General features: G+C 66.2%; 17 protein-coding genes and 1 pseudogene. 15 read left to right on the top strand and 3 right to left on the bottom strand.

Going from position 1 to position 20,600, the window contains the following annotated elements; translation table 11 throughout:
- Positions 1-20: 20 nt before the first annotated feature.
- The 8 genes from L540_RS00095 (at position 21) to L540_RS00060 (ending at position 7,395) form a co-directional block, all read left to right on the top strand.
- Complete coding sequence (locus L540_RS00095; RefSeq protein WP_043209042.1) at positions 21-623, top strand: glutathione S-transferase family protein; 603 nt, start codon at positions 21-23, stop codon at positions 621-623.
- 4 nt (positions 624-627) lie between these two features.
- Positions 628-1,446: an ABC transporter ATP-binding protein gene (locus L540_RS00090; protein ID WP_043209040.1), complete on the top strand. Its 819-nt coding sequence runs from the start codon at positions 628-630 to the stop codon at positions 1,444-1,446.
- Between the two features lie 17 nt (positions 1,447-1,463).
- Positions 1,464-2,258 (top strand): ABC transporter permease, encoded by a 795-nt coding sequence (locus L540_RS00085; RefSeq protein ID WP_048025712.1) that lies wholly within the window; start codon positions 1,464-1,466, stop codon positions 2,256-2,258.
- A 26-nt stretch (positions 2,259-2,284) separates the two neighbouring features.
- The gene (locus L540_RS00080; RefSeq protein WP_043209038.1) at positions 2,285-3,298 is read left to right on the top strand and encodes an ABC transporter substrate-binding protein; all 1,014 of its coding nucleotides are present in this window, start codon (positions 2,285-2,287) and stop codon (positions 3,296-3,298) included.
- A gap of 10 nt (positions 3,299-3,308) precedes the next feature.
- Entirely contained in the window at positions 3,309-4,799 is a 1,491-nt protein-coding gene (locus tag L540_RS00075; protein WP_048025711.1) for an aldehyde dehydrogenase family protein, read from the top strand.
- The gene (locus L540_RS00070; protein ID WP_043209035.1) at positions 4,796-6,409 is read left to right on the top strand and encodes a GMC family oxidoreductase; all 1,614 of its coding nucleotides are present in this window, start codon (positions 4,796-4,798) and stop codon (positions 6,407-6,409) included. Before L540_RS00075 ends, L540_RS00070 begins: the two co-directional genes overlap by 4 nt.
- Positions 6,406-6,822, top strand: coding sequence for a hypothetical protein (locus L540_RS00065; protein WP_043209034.1), 417 nt, complete (start codon positions 6,406-6,408; stop codon positions 6,820-6,822). The genes L540_RS00070 and L540_RS00065 overlap by 4 nt, the downstream gene beginning before the upstream one ends.
- 72 nt (positions 6,823-6,894) lie before the next feature.
- Complete coding sequence (locus L540_RS00060; RefSeq protein ID WP_043209032.1) at positions 6,895-7,395, top strand: Dps family protein; 501 nt, start codon at positions 6,895-6,897, stop codon at positions 7,393-7,395.
- A gap of 71 nt (positions 7,396-7,466) precedes the next feature.
- Here L540_RS00060 and L540_RS00055 read toward each other — a convergent pair whose 3' ends face one another.
- The 3 genes from L540_RS00055 to L540_RS21335 form a co-directional block, all read right to left on the bottom strand.
- The gene (locus L540_RS00055) at positions 7,467-9,644 is read right to left on the bottom strand and encodes a capsular biosynthesis protein (RefSeq protein ID WP_043209407.1); all 2,178 of its coding nucleotides are present in this window, start codon (positions 9,642-9,644) and stop codon (positions 7,467-7,469) included.
- 166 nt (positions 9,645-9,810) lie between these two features.
- Positions 9,811-11,847 (bottom strand): glycosyltransferase, encoded by a 2,037-nt coding sequence (locus tag L540_RS00050; RefSeq protein WP_231584716.1) that lies wholly within the window; start codon positions 11,845-11,847, stop codon positions 9,811-9,813.
- Between the two features lie 10 nt (positions 11,848-11,857).
- Positions 11,858-13,195: a glycosyltransferase family A protein gene (locus tag L540_RS21335; RefSeq protein ID WP_082149491.1), complete on the bottom strand. Its 1,338-nt coding sequence runs from the start codon at positions 13,193-13,195 to the stop codon at positions 11,858-11,860.
- Positions 13,196-13,503: 308 nt separating this feature from the next.
- Here L540_RS21335 and L540_RS00035 point away from each other — a divergent pair, with 308 nt between their 5' ends.
- From L540_RS00035 to L540_RS00005, 7 genes and pseudogenes are all read left to right on the top strand, one after another.
- Positions 13,504-14,277, top strand: a complete 774-nt coding sequence (locus L540_RS00035) for an ABC transporter permease (protein ID WP_043209025.1) — start codon at positions 13,504-13,506, stop codon at positions 14,275-14,277.
- Positions 14,278-14,286: 9 nt separating this feature from the next.
- Complete coding sequence (locus L540_RS00030; protein ID WP_043209023.1) at positions 14,287-15,000, top strand: ABC transporter ATP-binding protein; 714 nt, start codon at positions 14,287-14,289, stop codon at positions 14,998-15,000.
- 27 nt (positions 15,001-15,027) lie between these two features.
- A complete protein-coding gene (locus L540_RS00025) occupies positions 15,028-16,200 on the top strand; it encodes a capsule biosynthesis protein (protein ID WP_043209021.1) in 1,173 nt (390 codons plus the stop codon).
- A gap of 30 nt (positions 16,201-16,230) precedes the next feature.
- Positions 16,231-18,303, top strand: a complete 2,073-nt coding sequence (locus L540_RS00020; RefSeq protein ID WP_043209019.1) for a glycosyltransferase — start codon at positions 16,231-16,233, stop codon at positions 18,301-18,303.
- 9 nt (positions 18,304-18,312) lie between these two features.
- Positions 18,313-19,158 carry a hypothetical protein gene (locus L540_RS00015; RefSeq protein ID WP_043209017.1) on the top strand — a complete coding sequence of 282 codons (846 nt, stop codon included), beginning with the start codon at positions 18,313-18,315 and terminating at the stop codon, positions 19,156-19,158.
- A 58-nt stretch (positions 19,159-19,216) separates the two neighbouring features.
- Complete coding sequence (locus tag L540_RS00010; protein ID WP_109842426.1) at positions 19,217-20,299, top strand: polysaccharide biosynthesis/export family protein; 1,083 nt, start codon at positions 19,217-19,219, stop codon at positions 20,297-20,299.
- Between the two features lie 20 nt (positions 20,300-20,319).
- Positions 20,320-20,600, top strand: a pseudogene (locus L540_RS00005) (Vi polysaccharide biosynthesis UDP-N-acetylglucosamine C-6 dehydrogenase TviB); the annotation flags it as partial.

The following is a 20,600-nucleotide window of genomic DNA, read 5'->3' as shown; positions in this document are numbered from 1 at the left end:
CATTACAAGGGAGTTTGATCATGCTGGAAGTTCTGGGACGCGCCACCTCGGGCAATGTGCAAAAAGTGCTTTTTCTGCTGGAAGAGCTGGGGGTGCCCTATAAGCGCCACGATTACGGCAAGACTTTCGAGGGAACCACGCTGACGGCCGAGTACAAAGCCTTGAACCCCACCCAGAAGGTGCCCACCTTGCGCGACGGCGACCTCCATATCTGGGAATCGCACACCATTCTGCGTTATATCGCCAATGTCCAGGACGCCGCGGCGCTCTATCCGCGCGATCCGGCCGCGCGCAGCCAGGTCGAGCGTTGGATGGATTGGACGCTGGCGTCGCTGAATGTCGCTTATCTGGCCGGCTTCAAGGAGGCCAAGCTGCCGCCCGAGGAGCAGACGGAAGCGGCCTCCAAGTTGTTGACGGCCGAGCTGTCCCTGCTCGATGAGCATCTGGCCGGCAGGACCTGGATGGCGGGCGAGGGATTCTCGCTGGCCGATATCTGTCTGGCTCCGCTGGTGCGCCGTTGCTTGAAGTTCCCGCACAAAAAACCGGAATTGCCGCATCTGCGTCAATGGATGGCCCGCATCGAACAAAAACCGGCCTTCGCCACGGCCGTGGCCGCGGGTTAAGGCCATGGCCAGGCTTGCGAATTCCGGCGCGCCGCCTTGTGGCGCGCAGATACGGGCCCAGGGGCTGAATGTCGACTTCGACACCCGGGCCGGGCGCGTGCGCGTCCTGCAAGGTATCGATGTCGAGATCGCCAAGGGTTCGTTTACCTCCATCATCGGCCCGTCGGGCTGCGGCAAGAGCACCTTGCTCAAGGTCTTTGCCGGCCTGGTGCCGCCCACGGGCGGGGAGGTCTCGGTGGCCGGCGTCACACCGGCCGAGGCGGTGCGCCAGCGGCGCGTGGGCATGGTGTTCCAGGAAGCGGCCCTCATGCCCTGGAAGACAGCGCTGGAGAATGTGTGTTCGCTGATGGAGCTGGTGCAATCGCGTCCCAAGGGCGAACTGCGCCAGCGCGGGCGCGAGATGCTCAGGCTGGTGGGGCTGGAGTATGCCGCCGACCGCTATCCCAAGCAGCTCTCCGGCGGCATGCGGCAGCGCGTGTCCATCGCTCGCGCGCTGGCGCTGGACCCCGAGGTGCTGATGATGGACGAGCCCTTCGGCGCCCTGGACGCCATCACGCGCGAGACCATGAGCGATTTCCTGCTCGATATCTGGCGGCGCACGGGAAAGACCATTGTCTTTGTCACCCACTCCATCGACGAGGCGGTTTATCTCTCCGACAGTGTCTATGTCATGGCGACCAATCCGGCCCGCATCGTCGAGAAGCTGGAAATCGGCCTGCTCGGACCCAAGAATGAGCGCACTTTTTCCAGCCCGGTCTTTCATCAGAAGTCGTTCCAGCTGCGCCAGCTGCTGAAAGCCGGACACGCACAGGGCAATGCATGATGAGCACGAGCACAACCATGAAAGAGAAGCTGACCGCCGCGCCCGCGGCGCCGGGCCGGCTGGCCCTGGCCTTGCGGGCGGCCACGCCCAGCATCGTGCTGGTCCTCCTCATCCTGGCGATATGGGAGGCTTGCGTCAGGGCGTTGGAAGTCTCGGCCTTTGTCGTACCCGCGCCGTCGAGCATCCTCGCGGTGCTGCTGGAGCGCCAGGGCGAGCTCATGCATGCCTCGCTGGTGACGGGCGCGGAAATCCTCTATGGCTTTCTGTACTCCTGCATCGTGGGCATCGTGGTGGCGCTGCTGGTGGACCGCTTCGCCTGGTTCGGGCGCGCGAGCTATCCGCTCATCGTGCTGTTCCAGAACGTGCCCAAGATCGCGCTGGCGCCGCTGCTCATCCTGTGGTTTGGCTACGACCTGCTGCCCAAGGTCGCCCTGATTGTCATCATGGCGTTTTTTCCAGTGACCCTGAACATGCTGGTGGGCCTGCGCTCGGCCGATGCCAATCTGGTGTCGCTGCTGCAGTCCATCGGCGCCACGCCCAACCAGGTGCTGGCGCGCGTGAAGCTGCCGGCGTCGCTGCCGGCGCTCATGGCGGGCATGAAGGTCGCCATCACGCTGAGCGTGATCGGCGCCATCGTGGGCGAGTTCGTCGGCGCCTCGGCTGGGCTGGGCTACATGATTCAGTTCGCCTCCAGCCAGATGGACACCGCACTGGTGTTCGCCGCCCTGGTGCAGGTCTCGGTACTGGGAGTCGTCTTCTACTACATCATCGAACTGCTTGAACTGCGCTTTCTCGGCTGGGCGGCGCACTGATCCTGGACATCAACAAGGGGAAAATCATGATGAAACGCTGGAAATCGGGCATTTTGGCTGGCGTCCTGGCTTTGGCCGCGGGCGCGACCCAGGCCAAGGACACCGTCTCGGTGCAGTTGGACTGGGTGGTTCGCGGCAACCACGCGCCCTTCTTCGTCGCCAAGGACAAGGGCTATTTCGACCAACAGGGCATCACGGTGCAGGCCATACGCAAGGGCACGGGGTCGACCGATGCGCTGCGTCTGGTGGCCAATGGCAATGCGGACTTCGGATTCTCTGACCTGCCCACCCTGATGGTGGGGCGCACGCAAGGCGTGGCCAACACGGCGCTGGCGGCGGTAAACCAGAAGACGCCCCTGGCTATCATCTCGGTCAAGAAGAATTTCGATCTGACAAGCGCCCAGCAACTCAAGGGCGCCAATGTCGGGGTACATCCCGCCGGCTCAACCTATATCTTCCTGAAGGCCGCGCTGGCCAAGAACGGCTTGTCGCTGAGCGACATCAAGCAGTCCACGGTCTCGCCGCCCTACGAGAATTTCCTCCTGCTCAACCGGGTCAATGCGGTGCCCGGTTATATCGATGCCGAGGTGCCCGAGCTGGAGCACAAGGCGGGCGGCCCGGGGTCGCTGTCGGTATTGCACGGCGCCGACCTGGGCATCCAGAGCTATGGTTCGGGCATGTTCACCTCCGACAAGACGATCGCCGAGCGGCCCGACCTCGTGCGCCGCTTCGTGGCAGCCTATATGAAGGCCTTCGCCGACGTCGTCGCCAATCCGGAGGCGGCCGCCGATGTACTGATCAAGAACAATCCCGAATACAAGGACAAGAAGGCCATGCTGGTGGCCCAGCTGCAGGCCGACCTGGATTTCACCTTCTTCAGCGAACACACCAAGACGCACGGACTGGGCTGGATCGACGCCGGGCTGTGGAAAGCGACCGCGGCGCTGTACAAGGAGCAGGGAGCGCTGGCGCCCACGTTCGACGACAGCAAGGGTTTCGACATGAAGTTTCTTGAACAGGCTCAGCCGCTCAAGCGTTAAGGGGTAGGGGATGCAGACGCACGATACGGCCTCCGGTCCGGTGATCCTGCCGGGCCAGACCGGCCTGTTCTATGGTGGGCAGTGGCATCGTTCCGCGGCGGACCGCTGGCTGGAGATCGAGGCGCCCGGCACGGGCGAAGTCCTGGCGCGGGTCGCCGACGCGACGGCCGAGGATGTGGCGCGCGCGGCACGCGCGGCGCGCGCCGGCGCCCGGACATGGCGCCGCACCGCGCCGCTGGCCCGCGCCGCGGTCTTGCGCAAGATCGGGCAGCGCCTGCGCGAGAATGCCGCGCAGCTGGCGCTGCTGGATGCGCTGGACTGCGGCAATCCGGTCAGTGAAATGGGTTCGGATGTCATGGTGGCCGCCGCCTTGATGGATTTTTTCGCCGGGCTGGTCACCGAGCTGAAGGGCGACACCATTCCCATGGGCTACGACGCGCTCAATTACACCGAGCGCGAGCCGGTGGGCGTGGTGGCGCGCATCGTGGCTTTCAACCATCCGTTGCTGTTTGCCATGGGCAAGCTGGCCGCGCCCCTGGCCGCCGGCAATGCCGTCATCATCAAGCCGCCCGTGCAGGCCCCTCTGTCGGCCTTGCGTTGCGCCGAACTTATCGGCGACCTGCTGCCGCCGGGCGTGCTGTCCATCATTCCGGGCGGCGGCGAGGCCGGCGCGGCGCTCGCCGCGAGCCCGGACGTCGATATGATCGGCCTCGTGGGCAGCATCGCCACCGGCCGCAAGGTCATGGAGGCGGCGGCCGGGCGCCTGAAGCCCGTGGCGCTTGAACTGGGCGGCAAAAACCCCTTCGTGGCTTGCTCGGACGTGGATCCGGCGCTCGCGGCCCGCGCCATCGTCGACGGCATGAATTTCACCTGGTGCGGCCAGTCCTGCGGCTCGACCAGCCGGGCCTTCGTGCATCGCGACATTTATGAAGAGGTCTGCGAGCGGGTGGCGCAGGCGTGCGCGGCCTATGTGCCCGGCGATCCGACCGCGGCGGCCACGACCATGGGCGCCATGATCAGCGCCGAACACCGCGACCGCGTCAAGCACGCGATCGACCGCGCGCGCGGCTCGGGCGCGCGCCTGCTGTGCGGCGGGAGCATTCCGCGGGTCGGCGTGCCGGCCGGCGGCTATTACCTCGAACCCACGGTCTTCGCCGATGTGGCGGCCGACTCGGCCTTGGCCTGCGAGGAACTCTTCGGGCCGGTGCTGGCCATGCTGCCCTGGGATAAGGAAGCGGAGCTGCTGGCCGATATCCATCGCCTGGATGTGGGTCTTACGGCGGCCATCTGGACCACGGACCTGGCGCGCGCGCATCGGCTGGCGCGCGAGATAGACGCCGGTTTCGTGTGGATCAACGAGGTTGGCAAACACTTTCTGGGCGCGCCCTATGGCGGCGTCAAGCAATCCGGCATCGGACGCGATGAATGTTTTGGCGAAATGCTGTCCTTCACGCGCGAAAAGAATGTGCATATCAACCTGCGCCAGGTGGGACGCCCATGAAGACGGCCTATGACTACATCATCGTCGGCGCGGGTTCGGCCGGCTGCGTGCTGGCCAATCGCCTGAGCGCGGACGGCCAGGCGCAGGTGCTGGTGCTGGAGGCCGGCCCCTGGGACCGCGATCCGCTGATCCATATCCCGCTTGGCTGGGGCAAGATCCTGCAGAAGCGGCTGCATGATTGGGGCTACGACGCCGAGCCGGCGGCGCACGCCGACGGGCGCGCGATTGAATGCGCCCGGGGCAAGGTGGTGGGGGGCAGTTCCTCCACCAACGCCATGGCCTTTGTGCGCGGCCATCCGGGCGATTTTGCCCGCTGGGCGCGCGACTATGCCCTGCCGGAATGGAGCTTCGACCAGGTATTGCCCTATTTCCGGCGGCTTGAGGACTGGGAGGAGGGCGGCAGCGCGGTTCGTGGCGGCGGCGGCCCTCTGCGCGTGCAGCGCTGCCGCTACCAGGACCCGCTGCTCGATGCCTTCGCCCAGGCGAGCCGGCAGGCGGGCCATGCCTGGCTGGAGGATTACAACGCCCAACCCTCGGGCGGCTTCTCGCGCCTGCAGATGTCGATACGCCAGGGACGGCGGTGTAGCGCCGCCACGGCCTATCTGCGGCCGGCGTTGGCGCGTCCCAACCTGACGGTCCAGACCGGCGCCCACGTCCTCGGGCTGGAGTTCGAGGGCGATCGCGTGGTGGGCCTGCGCTTTGTCCGTAACGGACGCGAGCACCTGGTGCGCGCCAGCGCTGAGGTGATTCTGTCGGCGGGCGCGATCAATACGCCGGCCATCCTCATGCATTCGGGCATCGGGCCGGCCGGTGTGCTCAAGGCGGCTGGCATCCGCCCGCGCCAGGACCGTCCCGGCGTCGGCGCGAACCTGCAGGATCATATTTCCGTCATCGTCACCGCCAGGCGGCGCGAGGCCGGGCCCTTTGTGCGCGGACTGCGTGCCGACCGCATCGGCCTGTCCATGGCGCGCGCCTATCTGGGAGGCGAAGGTTTCGCCGGGGACGTGCCGGGCGGGGTGGTGGGCTTTGTTCAGCCCGAGGGAGCCGAGACGCCCGACCTGCAGTTCTTGCTGACGGCCGCGCCGTTCAATGCCCATCCCTGGTTCAAGCCGCTGCGTAAGCCTTTCGACGATGGCTTCGCCGTTCGCACGGTGCTGCTGCACCCGCACAGCCGGGGCCATATCACGGTGGCCGGCGCCGATCCCCTGGCCGCCCCGCGTATCGAGCAGAATTTCCTGGCCAGCGGGCAAGATCGCGAGCGGGTCAGGGACTCGGTGCGCATCGCCCGCGAGCTGCTGCGCCAGCCCGCCTTGGGCGGCTACGTCGCCGCCGAGCTCCTGCCCGGCCAGGCGGTCGAGGACGGCGAGGCGCTGGACGCTTTTATCCGGCGTACCGCCATCACGGTGCATCACCCGGGCGGCACTTGCCGGATGGGCGCCGAGGGCGATCCGATGGCCGTGGTGGACGGCCGCATGCGCTGCCAGGGGTTGCGCGGCCTGCGCGTGGTCGATGCTTCGGTCATGCCGGATCTCACCTCGGGCAATATCAACGCCCCGGTGCTGATGCTGGCCGAGCGGGCGGCCGATTGGATCCAGGAGGCAAGGACATGATGCGATTGGCCTTGCAGCGGCATCGCTGCGTCAGTCTGCTGCCGCTGGCGCCGAAGGCGCGCCAGCGCCTGGACGATTTCTTCGCGCTGGAATGCCGGCGGGCCGAAGACGGTCTGCCGGCCGACACGGCGGCCTTGATCGTCCGGTCCTGCACGCTGGCCGGCATGCCGCCGGAGCGGGTGCCGGCGGGCGTGCAGTCCGTGACCGTGGTGGGCCATAAGGTGCCGGAGGCTTTCCTGGCGGGGATGCGGCAGCGCCGCATCCTGGTGACCTGGCCCAACGTGGCCGACGCGCAGGACGACAGCCAGGCCATGGAGGTCTGTCACGACGTCCTGGCCGCCTTCGGTTTCGGCCGCCTGGGCGCGCGGCCGCGCAATGTCATCAACGACGAGCTGCTGTGCGACTGCTGCTGAAGGCTGACCGGCGGCACGCCTCGGTGGTATCCTTTTAAGCTCTTTCCGTCGCCTTTGGACAAGGAGCACTACATGGCAAAACCGACCAAGAACAGCAGTGCCGCCCCGCGTATCAATATCGGTATCTCGGACAAGGACCGCGCGGCCGTGGCGGGAGAACTGTCCAAGCTGCTGGCCGACTCGTACTCGCTTTACCTCATGACGCACAACTTCCACTGGAACGTGACCGGGCCGTTGTTCAACACCCTGCACAATATGTTCATGACCCAGTACACGGAAGAATGGGGCGCCCTGGACGCCATCGCCGAGCGCATCCGCGCCCTGGGCCATTATGCGCCGGGCACGTACCGCGAATATGGCAAGCTCACCTCCATCGAAGAGCCGAGCGACGTGCCCGAAGCCCTGGAGATGGTGCGCATGCTGGTCAAGGGCAACGAAGCCGTGGCCAAGACCGCCCGCGCCGCCTTCGAGAAGGCCGACGCCGCCAACGACCAGCCCACGGCCGACCTGCTCACGCAGCGCCTGGACGTGCACGAGAAAAACGCCTGGATGTTGCGCAGCCTGCTGCAATAAGCGCCCGTCATCGGCGGGACGCCCAAAAAAAAATCCCGGCTTGCGCCGGGATTCTTTTTGGAATCAGCCTATCAGGCCGGGCTGTTCTCCATGAAACGCTCCAGCAGCCGGCGGCCTTCGCCCAGATTGCCGGTGCGCAGGCTTTGCATCACCAGCTCGACATTGGCCTCGCGGTCCAAGGGGTTGCTTTCGATCACGCGGCGCGCGCTGGCGATGACTTCGCTCTGGTCGCTGGATTGCTGGCGCTGGTCCTGGAACTCGCGCTTGTGCGCATCCGACAGGGTGCGCTGCAGGGACGCCAGGCCTGCGTAGGCCGGATCGATGGAACGGATGGCGGTCAGCTCCCGTTCGGCCGCCCTCAGGTCGCCATCGGTCAGGTGGCGGCGCATGGAGCGGGCCAGCGCGCGCAGGCTTTTCTCGATCATGGCCTTGGTCTGTTCGGGCTGCAGCACACCGCTCTTGGCCAGGCGGCGGTAGACCGACACCGCGTCGGCATGCGCGCCCAGCTGCACCAGGCGGGCGGCGGCCAGCAGCACGCTCTCCGACTCGCCAGGCAGCGTGGCCTCGGCCAGCCGGTGCCAGCAGGCGATGGCGGCGTCCGCATGGCCGTCGGTCTGCAGCTGCTTGGCGGCCCGCTGGACATAGCGCGCATCCACGGCGGCCAGCGCCGCCAGCTCGCCCAGGAGCTGGATGGCGGTTTCGCTGTTGCGGTATTCCGCGCTGGTTTCATAGGCTTTGAGCAGGCGGCGGTAGGCCTGGTTGATTTCGTCATCAAGCTCGGCCTTGTGCTCGCCGGCCAGCGTCTGGAGCGCATAAAAGGCGCCCAGGCTGGGCAGCAGCGCGCCGGCGCGGCCCGCATGGCGGACTTCGCGGCGGGCACGCTTGAGCACCTGTTCGCGCGCGCCCTGCAGACTGGCGCCGTCGACCGCATGCGTGGCGGCCAGGGCGCTGACCATGCTGGCGGCTTCTTCGAGCGGCGTGGTGCCGCGCATGGCATGGCGCAGCGCGCGCTCGGGCGAGGTCTGGGCGCTGACGCGGAAGGCTTGCTCGGCCTCCGCGTTCTGACCCAAGCGGGCGTGGATGCGGCCAAGCAGCATGGCGGTTCTTTCGCTGCTTTCGCGCTGCAGCGATTCCTGGGCCCATTCGCGGGCGGTCTGGACCTGCCCCAGGTCGAAGGCGCATTCGGCGGCCTGGCGCAGGATGTAGGCATTGCGGTTGGCGTCGATGGCCAGGGCCGCGCCCCAGGCTTCGAGAATCTCGTCGTCCTGGTTCAGGGCGGTCATGGCGCGGGCGCGCAGCACATAGGCGGCCGAGACGTTGGGCTTGAGTTCGATGGCGCGGTTGGCGTAGAGCAGGGCCAGGTCCCAGGCTTGGGTCTGGCCGTATTCCTTGGCGCGTTCCAGGCTTTGCTTCCAGTCCAGCGCGGCTTCGCCTTCGGGCAGCGCGGCGGTTTCCTGCACGCCGAGAAGCTTATCGCTGATTTCCTTGCCGACCAGGCGCGCGAAGGCGGGCGTGTAGTGCGCGGTGTCGCGGCCTTCGTCGGGCATGCCGCGCTCCTGGCCATAGGCGGCCAGCAGGGAGCCCGGATCGATAAGGGTGATGCCGGCGCGGGCGCAGGCCCGCGAAACGCGGTCCACCATCTTGGCGCGGTCGGCGATGAGTTCGCCGTGGGCGTTCATGGCGTTGCAGTGCGTGACCAGTACGAAGTTCTGGTCCAGCAGCAGGGCGATCTGCTTGAGATCGCTTTCGATTTCGGCGGCGGTCTGCGTGCGCAGCACGGTCTGGGCCAGCACGTGCTGCACGTCGGCGGGCACGCGGGCATAGGTGGCGGTGGCCTGCAGCAGGCGCAGGCGCTCGGCGCGGGCGTCGGCCGCGCCGTGGTCAAAAAAGATCTTGCGCAGATCGGGGCAGAAGGCCAGCGCTTCCTTGAAGCGCACCAGCTGCAGCTGGTAGCCGTCCAGCTCCAGCACCTTGGTCGAGCTGACCTCCACCACATGCCGGTCGTCGGTGGGGATGCTGGAGTGGTCCAGGCGGGGATTGCTGCCACGATACGGTTGGCCGGAGATGAACTTCCATAGGCTCTCGGGAATGCTCAGGTCGCCACGCATATAGCGGATGGCCTGGATGGCCTCCTTGGTGTTGTGCGTGTAGCCATACAGCAGGCGGTTATCCAGCACGAAATTGCGCCGGGCCTGGACTTTGGCCATGGGTCCAGCCACGCGGCAGGATCCGATCGTAGTGATATTCACGGTGAGATACTCCGTCTTGTTCAACAGCAGTTTGAAGATAGCGCAGCCACATCCGCCTGCCTTATGCAGGGGGTGTGATTACGTAACGGCTGTGCAAGGCGCCGGTTCTTGCTCAGGTGGGCGGCGCCTGGCGCGTCATCAGTCTTTGTTGCAACTCCGTTTGGTGTCAGCGTGCGCGCAAGTGCAGCAGACGCGGTTCGGCCCGGCGCGCCGGATTGGCGGGTTCGGGCGTGGCCGCCTGCATCAGCATGGCGGTGATGGATTCCTCGTAGGCCTGCCAGGGCATATGGCGCTGCACCGATTCGCGCGCGCGCCGTCCGTATTGCTCCAGCGCGGCGGCATCGCCCAGCAGCTGGTGCAATTGCGCGGCGCTGTCCGCCGGCGAGGCGGCCAGATCGATGTGCACGCCGTTGCCGCCGTGGTCCACGAGGTCCGTATAGGTGCTGGCCGGCCCGACCGCCGGGCAGAGCCCCAGCGACATGGCCTCCAGCAAGGCGGCCGGCGTGGGCACGGCGGCCTGCTCGGCCTTGGTCGGCCAATAGGGAAAGAGCGCAAGCCGGGCCTGGCGCAGCAACTGCTCGCGCGAGACGGCGTCCGTGATGGCCGGCGCGAAGACGATCTGGTCTTCGGTCAGGCCGATGGCGACGGCATGCTGGCGCATGGCCGCCGCCGCGCGGCCTTCGCAGAGCACCAGCAGGACGGCTTCGGCATCGCGCAGGGCGAGTTCGGCGTAGAGATCGATCACCACCCGCGCGAGCAAGGCCGGGGGCTCGTCCTCGCTCCAGACGATGACCTTCTTGCCGCGCAGGCGCGCCATGGCGCCCGTGAGGGCGGCGTCGCTTTGCGGCGTGCGCAGATTGGCGGCCGGCAGGGGCAGGGGCGGCAACAGGCAGACGGGCAGCTCGGCCTGCAGCAGGGCCTGCAGCGGCTCGGCCAGCGCGCTGGAGCCCAGCGCGACCATGTCGGCCTGGCGCAGCGCGCGCCGCAGCAGGCGCAAGTCCACATGGGCGCGTTCGGAAAGGATATGGTTGGCGGCCGTCTTCTGGAAAAAGCCCAGGCTGTGCACGATGAAGCCATAGGGCACGCGCAGGCTATGGGCCGCGGCCCGGGCGCCCAGGCCGCAGCGCGCATCATCCCAGGCCAGCACGGCGCGAGGCTGCTGGCCCACGGTATGAGCCAGGATGGCGTCGGCAAAGGCGTCGGGACGCAGGCGGGCGGCGCGCGCCTGTTCGGGCGCGATGGCCTGGTAGGTCACGCCGTCGATTTTCAGCTCGGCGCCCATCTGCAGGTCAGGCTCGGCCGTCTCTTCGTCCCCGGTGTCCAGGCTGATCACGCGCACCGCGCCTTCGCGCGCGGCGAGATTGGTGGCATAGCGGTGCAGGGCGTTCTCGTTGGCGCCGCGGCGCTGCATCAGGCTGCGCGCCGCCAGGATGATCAGGGGGCCGTCGCCCGTGAAGTCAAAACGATGTCCGCCCGGCTGCAGCGGCGCGTCCTCGGCGTTCAGGATCTCGTGGGCGGCTTGGATGCGCGCATGGCGCTGGGACTCGGCCGTATTCAGACGCACGCCGCTCTTGGCCGCGGCCTGCAGCAGGCGCGCCGACACCGTCACCAGGCCTGCGTCGTAGAGGCTGAAGGCGAGCTGGCGGCTGTGCGGCGCGCCGGGGTCGATGTCCAGCAGCTGCTGGGCGACCTGTTCGGCGATTTCCGGGTAGCTGGTGCGCGCCCAGCGGGCGACTTCGCAATAGACTTTGCTGCGCACCTCGGCGGGCCAGTTCTGGCGCGAGCACCAGAGCAGCACTTCCGGGCTGCGCACGCGCTTGACATAGTCCAGGGCGTCCTTGATGGCGCTGGCCGTTTCGGCGGGCAGGGCCGCCGCGCTCGGCTTGCGCGGCGCCGGATTATGCCGGTGCTCGCGGCGGTGGGCATGGGACAGGCGCAGCAGGGTGTAGGGCAGCAGCGCATAGTCGATGACATTGCGCGCCCGGATGACGGCCTCGCCGAACTTCCAGGTCAGCGTCATGCGCTGCTTGGCGAGCTGCTGCGTGGTCTCGCGCAGCAGGGCGCGCGCGTTGGCCAGATCCTTCTCGGCCTGCACGCGGGCGGCGTGCTCCTGTTCCAGCCTTGCCATGAGTTGCTCGCCGCCGCTGGGCGCGGCCGGCACATTGGCGAAACTGAGAGGACGGATGACGTTGCTCGTGTTCATGACCTTGTTTTTATGAAAGAGAGGGGTTGTCGCGGGACAGGCCGTGTTGCAGATGGCGCCTGACCCATTCTTCGCGATAGCGGATGCGGGCTTGCCGGCCTGCGGGGGAGGTCAGCCCGGAGGCGGCGGCCTGCGTCAGCGAGGCGGGGTGATGCAGGGCGATGGTGTGCACGGCGGCGTCCCGCCGCAGGCTGTCTGTCCCGCAATGAAGTCGGATACGGTGCTCGTATTCATCGTCTGCTCCGAAACGCACTTCCTCGTAGGAACCGAGGCGTTCATAGACCTCGCGGCGCATCATCAGCGACGCGGGGTTGTGGCGGATGAAGGGGTAAATGCGCGGGGAGACAAGCTGGCCGTCGGGCGTCAGGCGCAACAGGCGGCTGGTGCATGCCTGGGCCTGTCCGGATAGGAGCCCCTCAAGCTGTTGCTCTATCCGCCTGGGCAGCATGATGTCGTCGGCGTCCAGGAAAGTAATAAAACGGCCGCGCGACCGACTTAATGCGATATTTCTTGCCGCATATACCCCGCGATTTTCTGTCCGCAGCGTATTTATACGCAGATTATTTGAAGAGGCTGCAGTCAGATGTGCGAAAGTGTTATCTGTTGATCCGTCATCAATTGCTACTATTTCAATATTCTGATAAGTCTGCCGTTGAACGGAAAGCAGCGCTTTGTCTATAAATGGCGCGGCATTGTGCGCACAAATGATTACAGTGACCAAGCCATGGTCGGCGACGCCGGCGGGGTTTTGCTGGGGGAAATCCGACAGGAAATCATCCATTGCCATAGGGGAATTCTTGGCGGGTAACTCGATGCCGGAATTTGTGAGGATATACGTTAAATTCTTGCGTGCCTGGACGTAATGGCCGGCCATGCAATGCTGCGCAGCAACAACTGCACGCAAATTATTCGCTTTTTTAAGATCATCCCGGCGGGCCGGAGACAGAGCGGCGGCGTGCCATTGGGCGGCTTGCGCATTGCCCTCGGCCAGGGCCAGCCCGAGGGCGATATCGCTTTCGGAGTCCCGCAGCCAGCCGCTTGCCTCCTGGGGAGCCAGCCTGCCCAGGGCCAGGGCGTACTGCTGGCGTTCATGGTCGGAGACGCGCCCCAGGAAATCCCGCCGTTCCAGGCCGGGGTTCTCGCCTGTCCATTCCAGGGTGGCGCGGGCCCGCGCCAGTTCGGCCTCCCGTCCGCCGCGGCCTGTCCGGCGCGCCGTGTCGAACAGGCCTATGCGATTGAGCAGCACGGGGTTATCCGCATGGCGGTGCAGCACTTCCCATGCGTGAAATGTATTGACATACCTATGTGCGCGTTTCTGGGAAAGATTTAACAGAATGGTTCCGAGCATCGAAGGGCCCTGGGAGGTTGGATTTTCATTAGCCGTGGCTTGATTTAGTTGGCGATCCCTGGGGAAGGTGGTTCTGGAATCGCGGTTGCATAGGAAAATTATAGGAACCCGCTTTTTCCATCGATAATCGGCCGCTGGAAAATACGTACTTGGTTTTATTTGATAAGTGTTGAAATATCGGGCCGAGTTTTTGGCCCGTATCATCCCTCCCGTTTCCACGGAAACCGCCAGGCGCGGTCCTGGAGTTCAGAACGGCGAACACGCCGGAACAGGGAGAGGAAAATGAACCATACGCAGAGGGCGGCGCATTGAGCGCCCAATTGCTGGCCATCCAGGCCAGGGTGATTGCGGCGCTGATCTATCGCGAGACGCGGGTGCGCTTCGGCGGCACGCGGCTGGGGTATTTGTGGGCGCTGATCGAGCCCATCCTGCACGTGGCGGTGCTGTCGACCATCTATGTCGTGTGGGGTCGGCAGTCGCCCCTGGGCAACCTGCAGATGTTCTTCATCACGGGCATCATGCCCTTCTTCCTGTTCAGCCACACGTCTTCGCGGCTGGCCCGCGCGATCACGTCGAACACCCAGCTCCTGCGCCTGCCGGCCATCACCAATATGGATGTGATCTTCGCCAAGGCGCTGCTGCAGGGGCTTACCTGGATCGCGGTCTTCGGCATCCTGCTGTTTCTCGCCATGCTGGGCGACAAGCTGATCCTGCCCGAGAACCTGGAGACTTGCGCCGCGGCGGCCTTTTTCACCTTCATGCTGGGCTTCGGCGTGGGCCTGATCAACTCGGTGCTGAACATGATGTTCAAGTCCTGGGAGCACCTCTATAGCGCCGTGACGCGCCCGCTGTACCTGCTGTCCGGCGTGTTCTACCTGGTCGACGCCTTGCCGGACAAAGCGCGAGCGGTGCTGGTCTACAACCCCATGGTCCACGCCATCGAATGGTTCCGCGAAGGGTATTTCGCCAATTTCAGTTCGTTGACCCTGGACCGCTCCTATCTCATCGAGTGGGCCATCGCGTCCACGGTGCTGGGCCTATGCCTGGAGCGCGCCATGCGCCGGCGCCTGCACACCCGCTAGGAGTCCGCGATGCAAGATGCTTCCATAGTGATCGCCCTGCGCGATGTTTCCAAGGCCTTCCGCTCCAAGAAGGGGATGAAGGCCGTGCTGGACCGGGTCAGCTTCGACTTCATCGCCGGCCAGAATGTCGCCATCTTCGGCGCCAACGGCAGCGGCAAATCGACTTTGTTGCGGATGATCTGCGCCATGGAGCTGCCCGACAGCGGCGTGGTGCACCGCCAGGCGCGGGTGTCCTATCCGCTGGGGTTCGCCGGCGCGATCAGCTCGTCGATGACCGGGCGGGACAACGTGCGCTTCATCGCGCGCGTCTATGGCTGCGACGTCGCCGAGGTCGAGCGCTTTGTGCAGGAGTTTTCGGAGCTGGGCCGCGCCTATGACCTGCCGGTGTCGACCTATGCCAACAGCATGCGGGCGCGCCTGTCCTATGGCGTGTCCATGGCCCTGGCCTGCGATGTCTATGTCGTCGATGAGATGCTGGCCGTCGGCGACATGGATTTCAAGCGCAAGTGCCTGGAGGTGTTCACCGAGCGCTCCCGCGGCGCCACCATCCTGATGACCTCCAGTTCGACCACGACCGTGCGGCGCTTCTGCACTCATGGCGTGATCCTGCGCGACGGCCGGCTGCAGGGCTATGGCGAGCTGCAGGACGTTGCTGCCCGCTTCACCCAGGCAGCCGACACCGTCGAGGAAGCCGTGACCGAAGCCGCGGACAGCGAAAACTGATTTTTGTAAGAGAGAGCCTGAGCCTTTATGACGACTTCGGAGAGTTCCTATCGCGGCCCGGCCTTGCCGGGCACCGTTGCGCGGCGGCCGTCGCGCTGGCTGCGCAGCTCTGCCATTTTGCTGATCGCCGTTCCGGGCGTGCTGCTGGCGCTCTATCTGCTGCTGATCGCCGCGGATCAATATGTGTCCGAGGCGCGCTTCGGCCTGCGGGCCGGCACGGTGACGCAGGCCTCGGCGGCCAACCGGGAGGGGCATTCCAGCCTGGGCGGCGGCGAAATGACGGCGGAGCTGTTTGTCGATTCCTTTGCCGTGGTGGACTACGTCAAGTCGCGGCAGATCGTGCGCGAACTGGACAAGACACTGAATCTGCGGGAGATGTGGTCCAAGCCGGCCATCGATTTCTGGTATCGCGTCTCGGCCGATGCTTCGGAGGAAGCCCTGTGGCGGCATTGGAACCGCATGGTCGATATTCAGTTCGATATGTCTACCGGCGCCATCATCCTGCGCGTCAGGGCCTTCACGCCGGAGGACTCCCTGCGTTTGTCGCAGGCCATCCTGCAGGCCAGCGAAACGCTGGTCAACCAGATGTCCAAGAAGGCCCGCGAGGACAGCGTGCGCTTTGCCCGCCTTGAAGTCGATGGCGCCGAACAGCGCTTGTCGGCGGCGCGGCTCAAGGTCCAGGATATGCGGGCCCGCACCGGCGTGCTCGATCCGGTCAAGGAGGCCGAGGCCAATCTGCAGCTGGCCGCCAAGGTGCGCGGCGATATCGCGACCACCGCGGCCGAGGTCGAAACCCTGCGCGCCGGCGGCGTGAGCGGCGGCCCGGCGATGGAGCGCGCGCAGGCTCGCCTGCGGGCCCTCCAAGGCCAGCTGCGCGAACTCAATGACCATCAGATCAGCGTGCGCCGGGGCGCGGAGAAGGCGGACACGCTGTCTTCGCTGCTGCGCGAGTATGAATCGGCCGAGACCGAGCGCCAGTTTGCCGAGGTGTACTACACCGGCGCCCTCAAGGGCCTGGAGGACGCCCGCGGCCTGGCCGCCCGTCAGGTGCTCTACACGGTGATCGCGTCCCAGCCGACGCTGGCCGATGAGTCGCAATATCCGCGCCGCTGGGTGGACACGGCGCTGGGTCTGCTGGGCCTGCTCATCCTTTGGATCGTGGTCGTGCTCGTGGTCTACGCCATCCGGGATCACGCCTGATCCGGGCCGCCACAAGGACGAAAACCCATCATGTTTGCATTTCTATCGCGTTTGCGCAGGCAGGAACGGCCCCCGGTGAGGGCCGCGGCGCCCATCCTGTCCTCGCCCGCGGCCCAGCTGGAGGAGCTGCTGGTCGGCGCGTCTCAGGAAGAGGCGCCGGCCCGCGAGATCGAGGACGAGGCCCGCGCGCTCATGCAGCGTCATGTGGCCGCCAACGATGCGCTCAATGCGGTGCCGCGTTTGCTGGAATATGTGCGGCGCTATCCGGAGACCGAGCTGTTCCAGGTGCTGGTGGCGCGCAGCCTGGAGGCGGCGCATCGCCCCGATGACAGTCTGGCGGTCTGGCGCGGCATCCAGCAGCGGTTTCCGGATTCGGCCGATGCCTTCATCCTGACGCTGCGCGGCGTCAAGCGCCAGCTGGGCGTGGACGCCGCGCGCCAGGAGATCGAACAGTATTTCGCCGGCGGCAGCCAGGCCGCCCGCGACATCCTGCTCGAAGCCAAGAGCTGGGACGAGATCGGGCAGCCGCGACTGGCCGATGCGGCCTTCGCCAGGCTGGTTGATACGCATCCGGAATTCGAGGACGGCTATGCCGTCTGGGCCCAGTCGCAGAACCGGCGCGGCATCCTGTGGCGCTCCCGGGAAATCCTCCAGCTGGGTCTGAAGCGGCTGGGCGAGCGCGGACGCAAGCTGACCCGCCGCCTGGCCGACCTGGACGCCGACCTGGCGGCCTTGACGGCCTTGGGCGTGTCATGGGCCGAGAATAATGTGCCGGTCAGCGTGCTGGTGCTGCAGCGGCTCTTCCAGGAGATCGGGCGGCGGCGCAATGAAGAGCTGGATGCCGAGCCGGAGAGCTTTGTCGGCAAGGTGCTGATGATCAATGGCTCGCTCGGCGCGGGCGGGGCGGAGCGCCAGTTCGTCAACACGGCGGTCGCCCTGCAGACGGCCATGCAGCAAGGGCAGATGATCGCCGGCCACGATGTCATCGGCCCGGTGCAGGTGGTCTGCCGCTCGCTGCGCAGCCGGGAGGGGGCCGACTTCTTCGCGGCCACCTTGCGCGAGCATGGCATCCCGGTGTCGGTGTATGCCGACATGCACGCCTGGGGAGGCTCGGAATTCGCCTCGCTGCTGGCGCCTTATCGCGAGTACCTGCGCTTCCTGCCCAAGCAGATCATCGAAGGCACCAGCAAGCTGACCGACGTCATCCGCTCGGGCGCGCCGCGCGTCGTGCACATCTGGCAGGACGGCTCCATCTTCGCCACGGCGCTGGCGGCCTTGCTGGCCGGCGTGCCGCGCATCGTGCTGTCGGTGCGCACCATGCCGCCGGTGGACCGGCCGGACCGCTACCGGGTCGAGTACGACATCATCTACTCCGAATTGCTCAAGATGCGCGGCGTGGTGCTCAGTTCCAACTCCAGTTTCGCCGCGCACCGCTATGCGGATTGGCTGCAGGTGGACGCGCGCCGCATTCCGGTGATCTACAACGGCCTGGCGCCGCTCAAGCCGGTGAGCGACGAGGCTGCCGTCAAGATGATGGAAACCTTCGCCGCCCGGACCCAGGACAAGAATTTCACGGTCGGCACGGTCATGCGGGTGGACGAGAACAAGCGCCCCTTCCTGTGGGTGGAGGCCGCCAAACAGTTCGCGCGCAGCCATCCCCAGGCCCGCTTTGTGATGGTGGGCGGGGGCCCCTTGCTGGAGCCGGTCAAGGAGTTCGCCGAGCGCATCGGCATGGCGGACCGCATTCTGTTCACCGGCTTGTCCAAGCGCGTGGGCTATTGGCTGGAGCAGTTCGATGCCTTCTTGCTGCTGTCGCGTTTCGAGGGCCTGCCCAATGTGCTGATCGAGGCGCAGTTCTCGGGGGTTCCCGTGGTGACCACGCTGGCCGGCGGCGCTGGCGAGGCCGTGCAGGAAGGCGTCACCGGACTGACCCTGCCGGCCGAGGACACCACCGCCGAGCAGGTCAGCGCCGCGCTGGCCCGTATCTATGACATGCGGCAGGCGGACGAGCATATCGGCAACAAGGCTTCGGTCTGGGCCCGCTCGCGTTTCTCCCTGTCGCAGATGATCGCCGCCACCGTGCGTTGCTATCAACATCCTTGAGGGAGACGGATGACGGACACACTCAATCTCTTCGTGCTGGGAAGCTGCCGGGTCCACCGGCCGGTGCGCCTGCTGCAGGAGCAGGGCCGGGCGCGTCTGTGCACGGCGGGCATCCAGGGCTATATCCATAGCACGCGCGAGGCCTGCCAGCGCTTGCGCTGGCTGCTGGAGGGACAGGGCCTGGACCGGCAGCTGCTGCCTTTTCTGTTCGCGCGGGCGGTCTGGCCCCGGCTGGATGAAAGCCATGCGCGCGAACTGGCCCAGGCCGACGCCATCTTCATCGAGGCGGCGGCCGAGCGCAGTGTCGAAGTCGACGGCGTGTTTCTGCAGAAGAACCTGGTGGTGCGTCATCTGGTGCGCGAGCTGGGCGAAGCGGGCATGCAATGGTGGCGTGGCCTGATGCGCAGCGGTTCGGTCGGGCCCGATGACTATGCGCGCGCCATGGCCGAGTACCGCCAGATCGCCGAGCCGGCCATGCTGGCCGCGGGCGAGCGCGTCCTGCGCCGGGCGCGCTGCGAGACCGATGGCGAGGACGATGTGCGCGGCGATCTGCGGTATGCCGCGCATGTCCTGGGCAAGCCGGTCTTTGTGGTCACCCATGTGGACCTGCCGCGCACCGATGGGCGCCCCGTGCTCTCGCGCCGCAAGCACGTCGCGAGGGTGAAGTCGGCGGCCCAGGGCCTGGCCGGCGTCTGGGCCATCGACCCGCTCGACAGCGCCCAGGGGCTGGCCCGCCATGAGGTCCTCGACCGCGAGGGCGAAGACCTCAACCACTATTCCCCGGCGTTTGAAGCCGTGTTGGCCGAGCACATGCATGAGCAGGTGGCGGCCGTACTCAGGGCCGGCGCCCGCTAGCGCCCGCCCTATAGCAAAACGGAGTCTGACGATCCGCATGAGAAAACCTATTATTCCAATGCTTCGCTTTCTGCCCCTGGTGATCCTGATGGGCCTGTCCGGCTGCAGCGTGCTGTCCGGTTCGGGACCGACGCGCGGCGCCATCCTGGATGGCGGCACGGCGCAGGGCGCCGCCACGCCCGGCGCCTACGATGTCGTGGACCTCAGCGCCACCACCATAGAACCCTATGTGCTCAAGCGGCCCGAGGAGGTGCAGGGTAATACTTCCGATGGCTACGCAGGCAATATGCGGGCGCGCCCTGGCGATGTGCTGCGCATCCTGGTGGCCGACAGCATGGAGGGCGGGTTGTTCGCGCCGCTGAATGCCGGCGGCACGGTCTTCGAGGCGGTGCGCGTGGACGCCGACGGCATGATCTCGCTGCCCTATGCCGGCCATCTGCGGGTGCGCAACAAGACGCTGGGCGCCATCGAACAGATGATCAAGACGGCCTTGCGCAATACGGCGGCGGTGCAGCCTCAGGTCATGGTCGACCTGGCCGACGACCGCTCCAATTCGGTGCTGGTGACGGGCGCCGTGCCGCAGCCCGGCCGTTTCGGGGGCAACAAGAGCCCGCTCACGGCGCTGGACGCGGTGGCCCAGGCCGGCGGCACGACGCTGCCGCCCTACCAGGTCGATGTGGTCATCCGCAATGGCACCCGCATGACGCGCGTGCCCTATCAGGAGTTGCTCAACGGCCGCAATATCGCCCTGGATCCGCGCTCCGAAGTCGTGGTCGAGCCCAATCTCAAGCGCTTTGTCGCCATGGGCGCCATCACCAAGCCTGGCCTGCACGAGCTGCCTTCCAAGCGCAGCAATCTGCTTGACGCGCTCGGGGTGGCGGGCGGCCTGAATGACCGCGCCGCCGATGCGACGGGGGTGTTCGTCTTCCGCCTTGAAGGGCAGGACAAGGCCGGCCAGCCGCGTCCGACCGTATTCCGTCTGAATATGCGCAACCCGGAGTCCATGTTCCTCGCCAAGCAGTTTGAGCTGCGCCCCGAGGATGTCATCTATGTCAGCAACGCGCCGATGTACGAGTGGGAGAAGATCATTACGCCCATCGTGCAGGTGCTCATCGTCGGCCAGCGCGTCGGCACGTATTGATTTTTACAGCAGAGGTATCCATGAGCTTGCTTCCCGTTTTCTCTGAAATCCATCCGGCCATCGTCGGCCTGGGCTATGTCGGTCTGCCCCTGGCGGTGGAGTTTGGCAAGAAGCGCTCCGTCATCGGATTTGACATCAACACGCAGCGCATCGAAGCACTGCGCCGCGGCCATGATCACACGCTGGAAGTGGACGACAAGGAGCTGGCCGAAGCCAAGCACCTGCGCTATACGACCGAGCTGGAGCAGCTGGGCAAGGCGAATGTCTTCATCGTGACCGTGCCCACGCCCATCGATGATTT

It is taken from the genome of Bordetella pseudohinzii (assembly GCF_000657795.2).
GTDB lineage: Bacteria > Pseudomonadota > Gammaproteobacteria > Burkholderiales > Burkholderiaceae_B > Bordetella > Bordetella pseudohinzii.
The sequence above is the reverse complement of the archived record's forward strand: the minus strand, read 5'-3'. Positions and strand labels throughout refer to the sequence as shown.

Bases quoted from the DNA above. Each gene is read 5' to 3' on its own strand.
- L540_RS00095 (WP_043209042.1), top strand. From the start codon at position 21: ATGCTGGAAGTTCTGGGACGCGCCACCTCGGGCAATGTGCAAAAAGTG.
- L540_RS00090 (WP_043209040.1), top strand. From the start codon at position 628: ATGGCCAGGCTTGCGAATTCCGGCGCGCCGCCTTGTGGCGCGCAGATA.
- L540_RS00085 (WP_048025712.1), top strand. From the start codon at position 1,464: ATGAAAGAGAAGCTGACCGCCGCGCCCGCGGCGCCGGGCCGGCTGGCC.
- L540_RS00080 (WP_043209038.1), top strand. From the start codon at position 2,285: ATGATGAAACGCTGGAAATCGGGCATTTTGGCTGGCGTCCTGGCTTTG.
- L540_RS00075 (WP_048025711.1), top strand. From the start codon at position 3,309: ATGCAGACGCACGATACGGCCTCCGGTCCGGTGATCCTGCCGGGCCAG.
- L540_RS00070 (WP_043209035.1), top strand. From the start codon at position 4,796: ATGAAGACGGCCTATGACTACATCATCGTCGGCGCGGGTTCGGCCGGC.
- L540_RS00065 (WP_043209034.1), top strand. From the start codon at position 6,406: ATGATGCGATTGGCCTTGCAGCGGCATCGCTGCGTCAGTCTGCTGCCG.
- L540_RS00060 (WP_043209032.1), top strand. From the start codon at position 6,895: ATGGCAAAACCGACCAAGAACAGCAGTGCCGCCCCGCGTATCAATATC.
- L540_RS00050 (WP_231584716.1), bottom strand. From the start codon at position 11,847: ATGAACACGAGCAACGTCATCCGTCCTCTCAGTTTCGCCAATGTGCCG.
- L540_RS21335 (WP_082149491.1), bottom strand. From the start codon at position 13,195: ATGCTCGGAACCATTCTGTTAAATCTTTCCCAGAAACGCGCACATAGG.
- L540_RS00030 (WP_043209023.1), top strand. From the start codon at position 14,287: ATGCAAGATGCTTCCATAGTGATCGCCCTGCGCGATGTTTCCAAGGCC.
- L540_RS00025 (WP_043209021.1), top strand. From the start codon at position 15,028: ATGACGACTTCGGAGAGTTCCTATCGCGGCCCGGCCTTGCCGGGCACC.
- L540_RS00020 (WP_043209019.1), top strand. From the start codon at position 16,231: ATGTTTGCATTTCTATCGCGTTTGCGCAGGCAGGAACGGCCCCCGGTG.
- L540_RS00015 (WP_043209017.1), top strand. From the start codon at position 18,313: ATGACGGACACACTCAATCTCTTCGTGCTGGGAAGCTGCCGGGTCCAC.
- L540_RS00010 (WP_109842426.1), top strand. From the start codon at position 19,217: ATGCTTCGCTTTCTGCCCCTGGTGATCCTGATGGGCCTGTCCGGCTGC.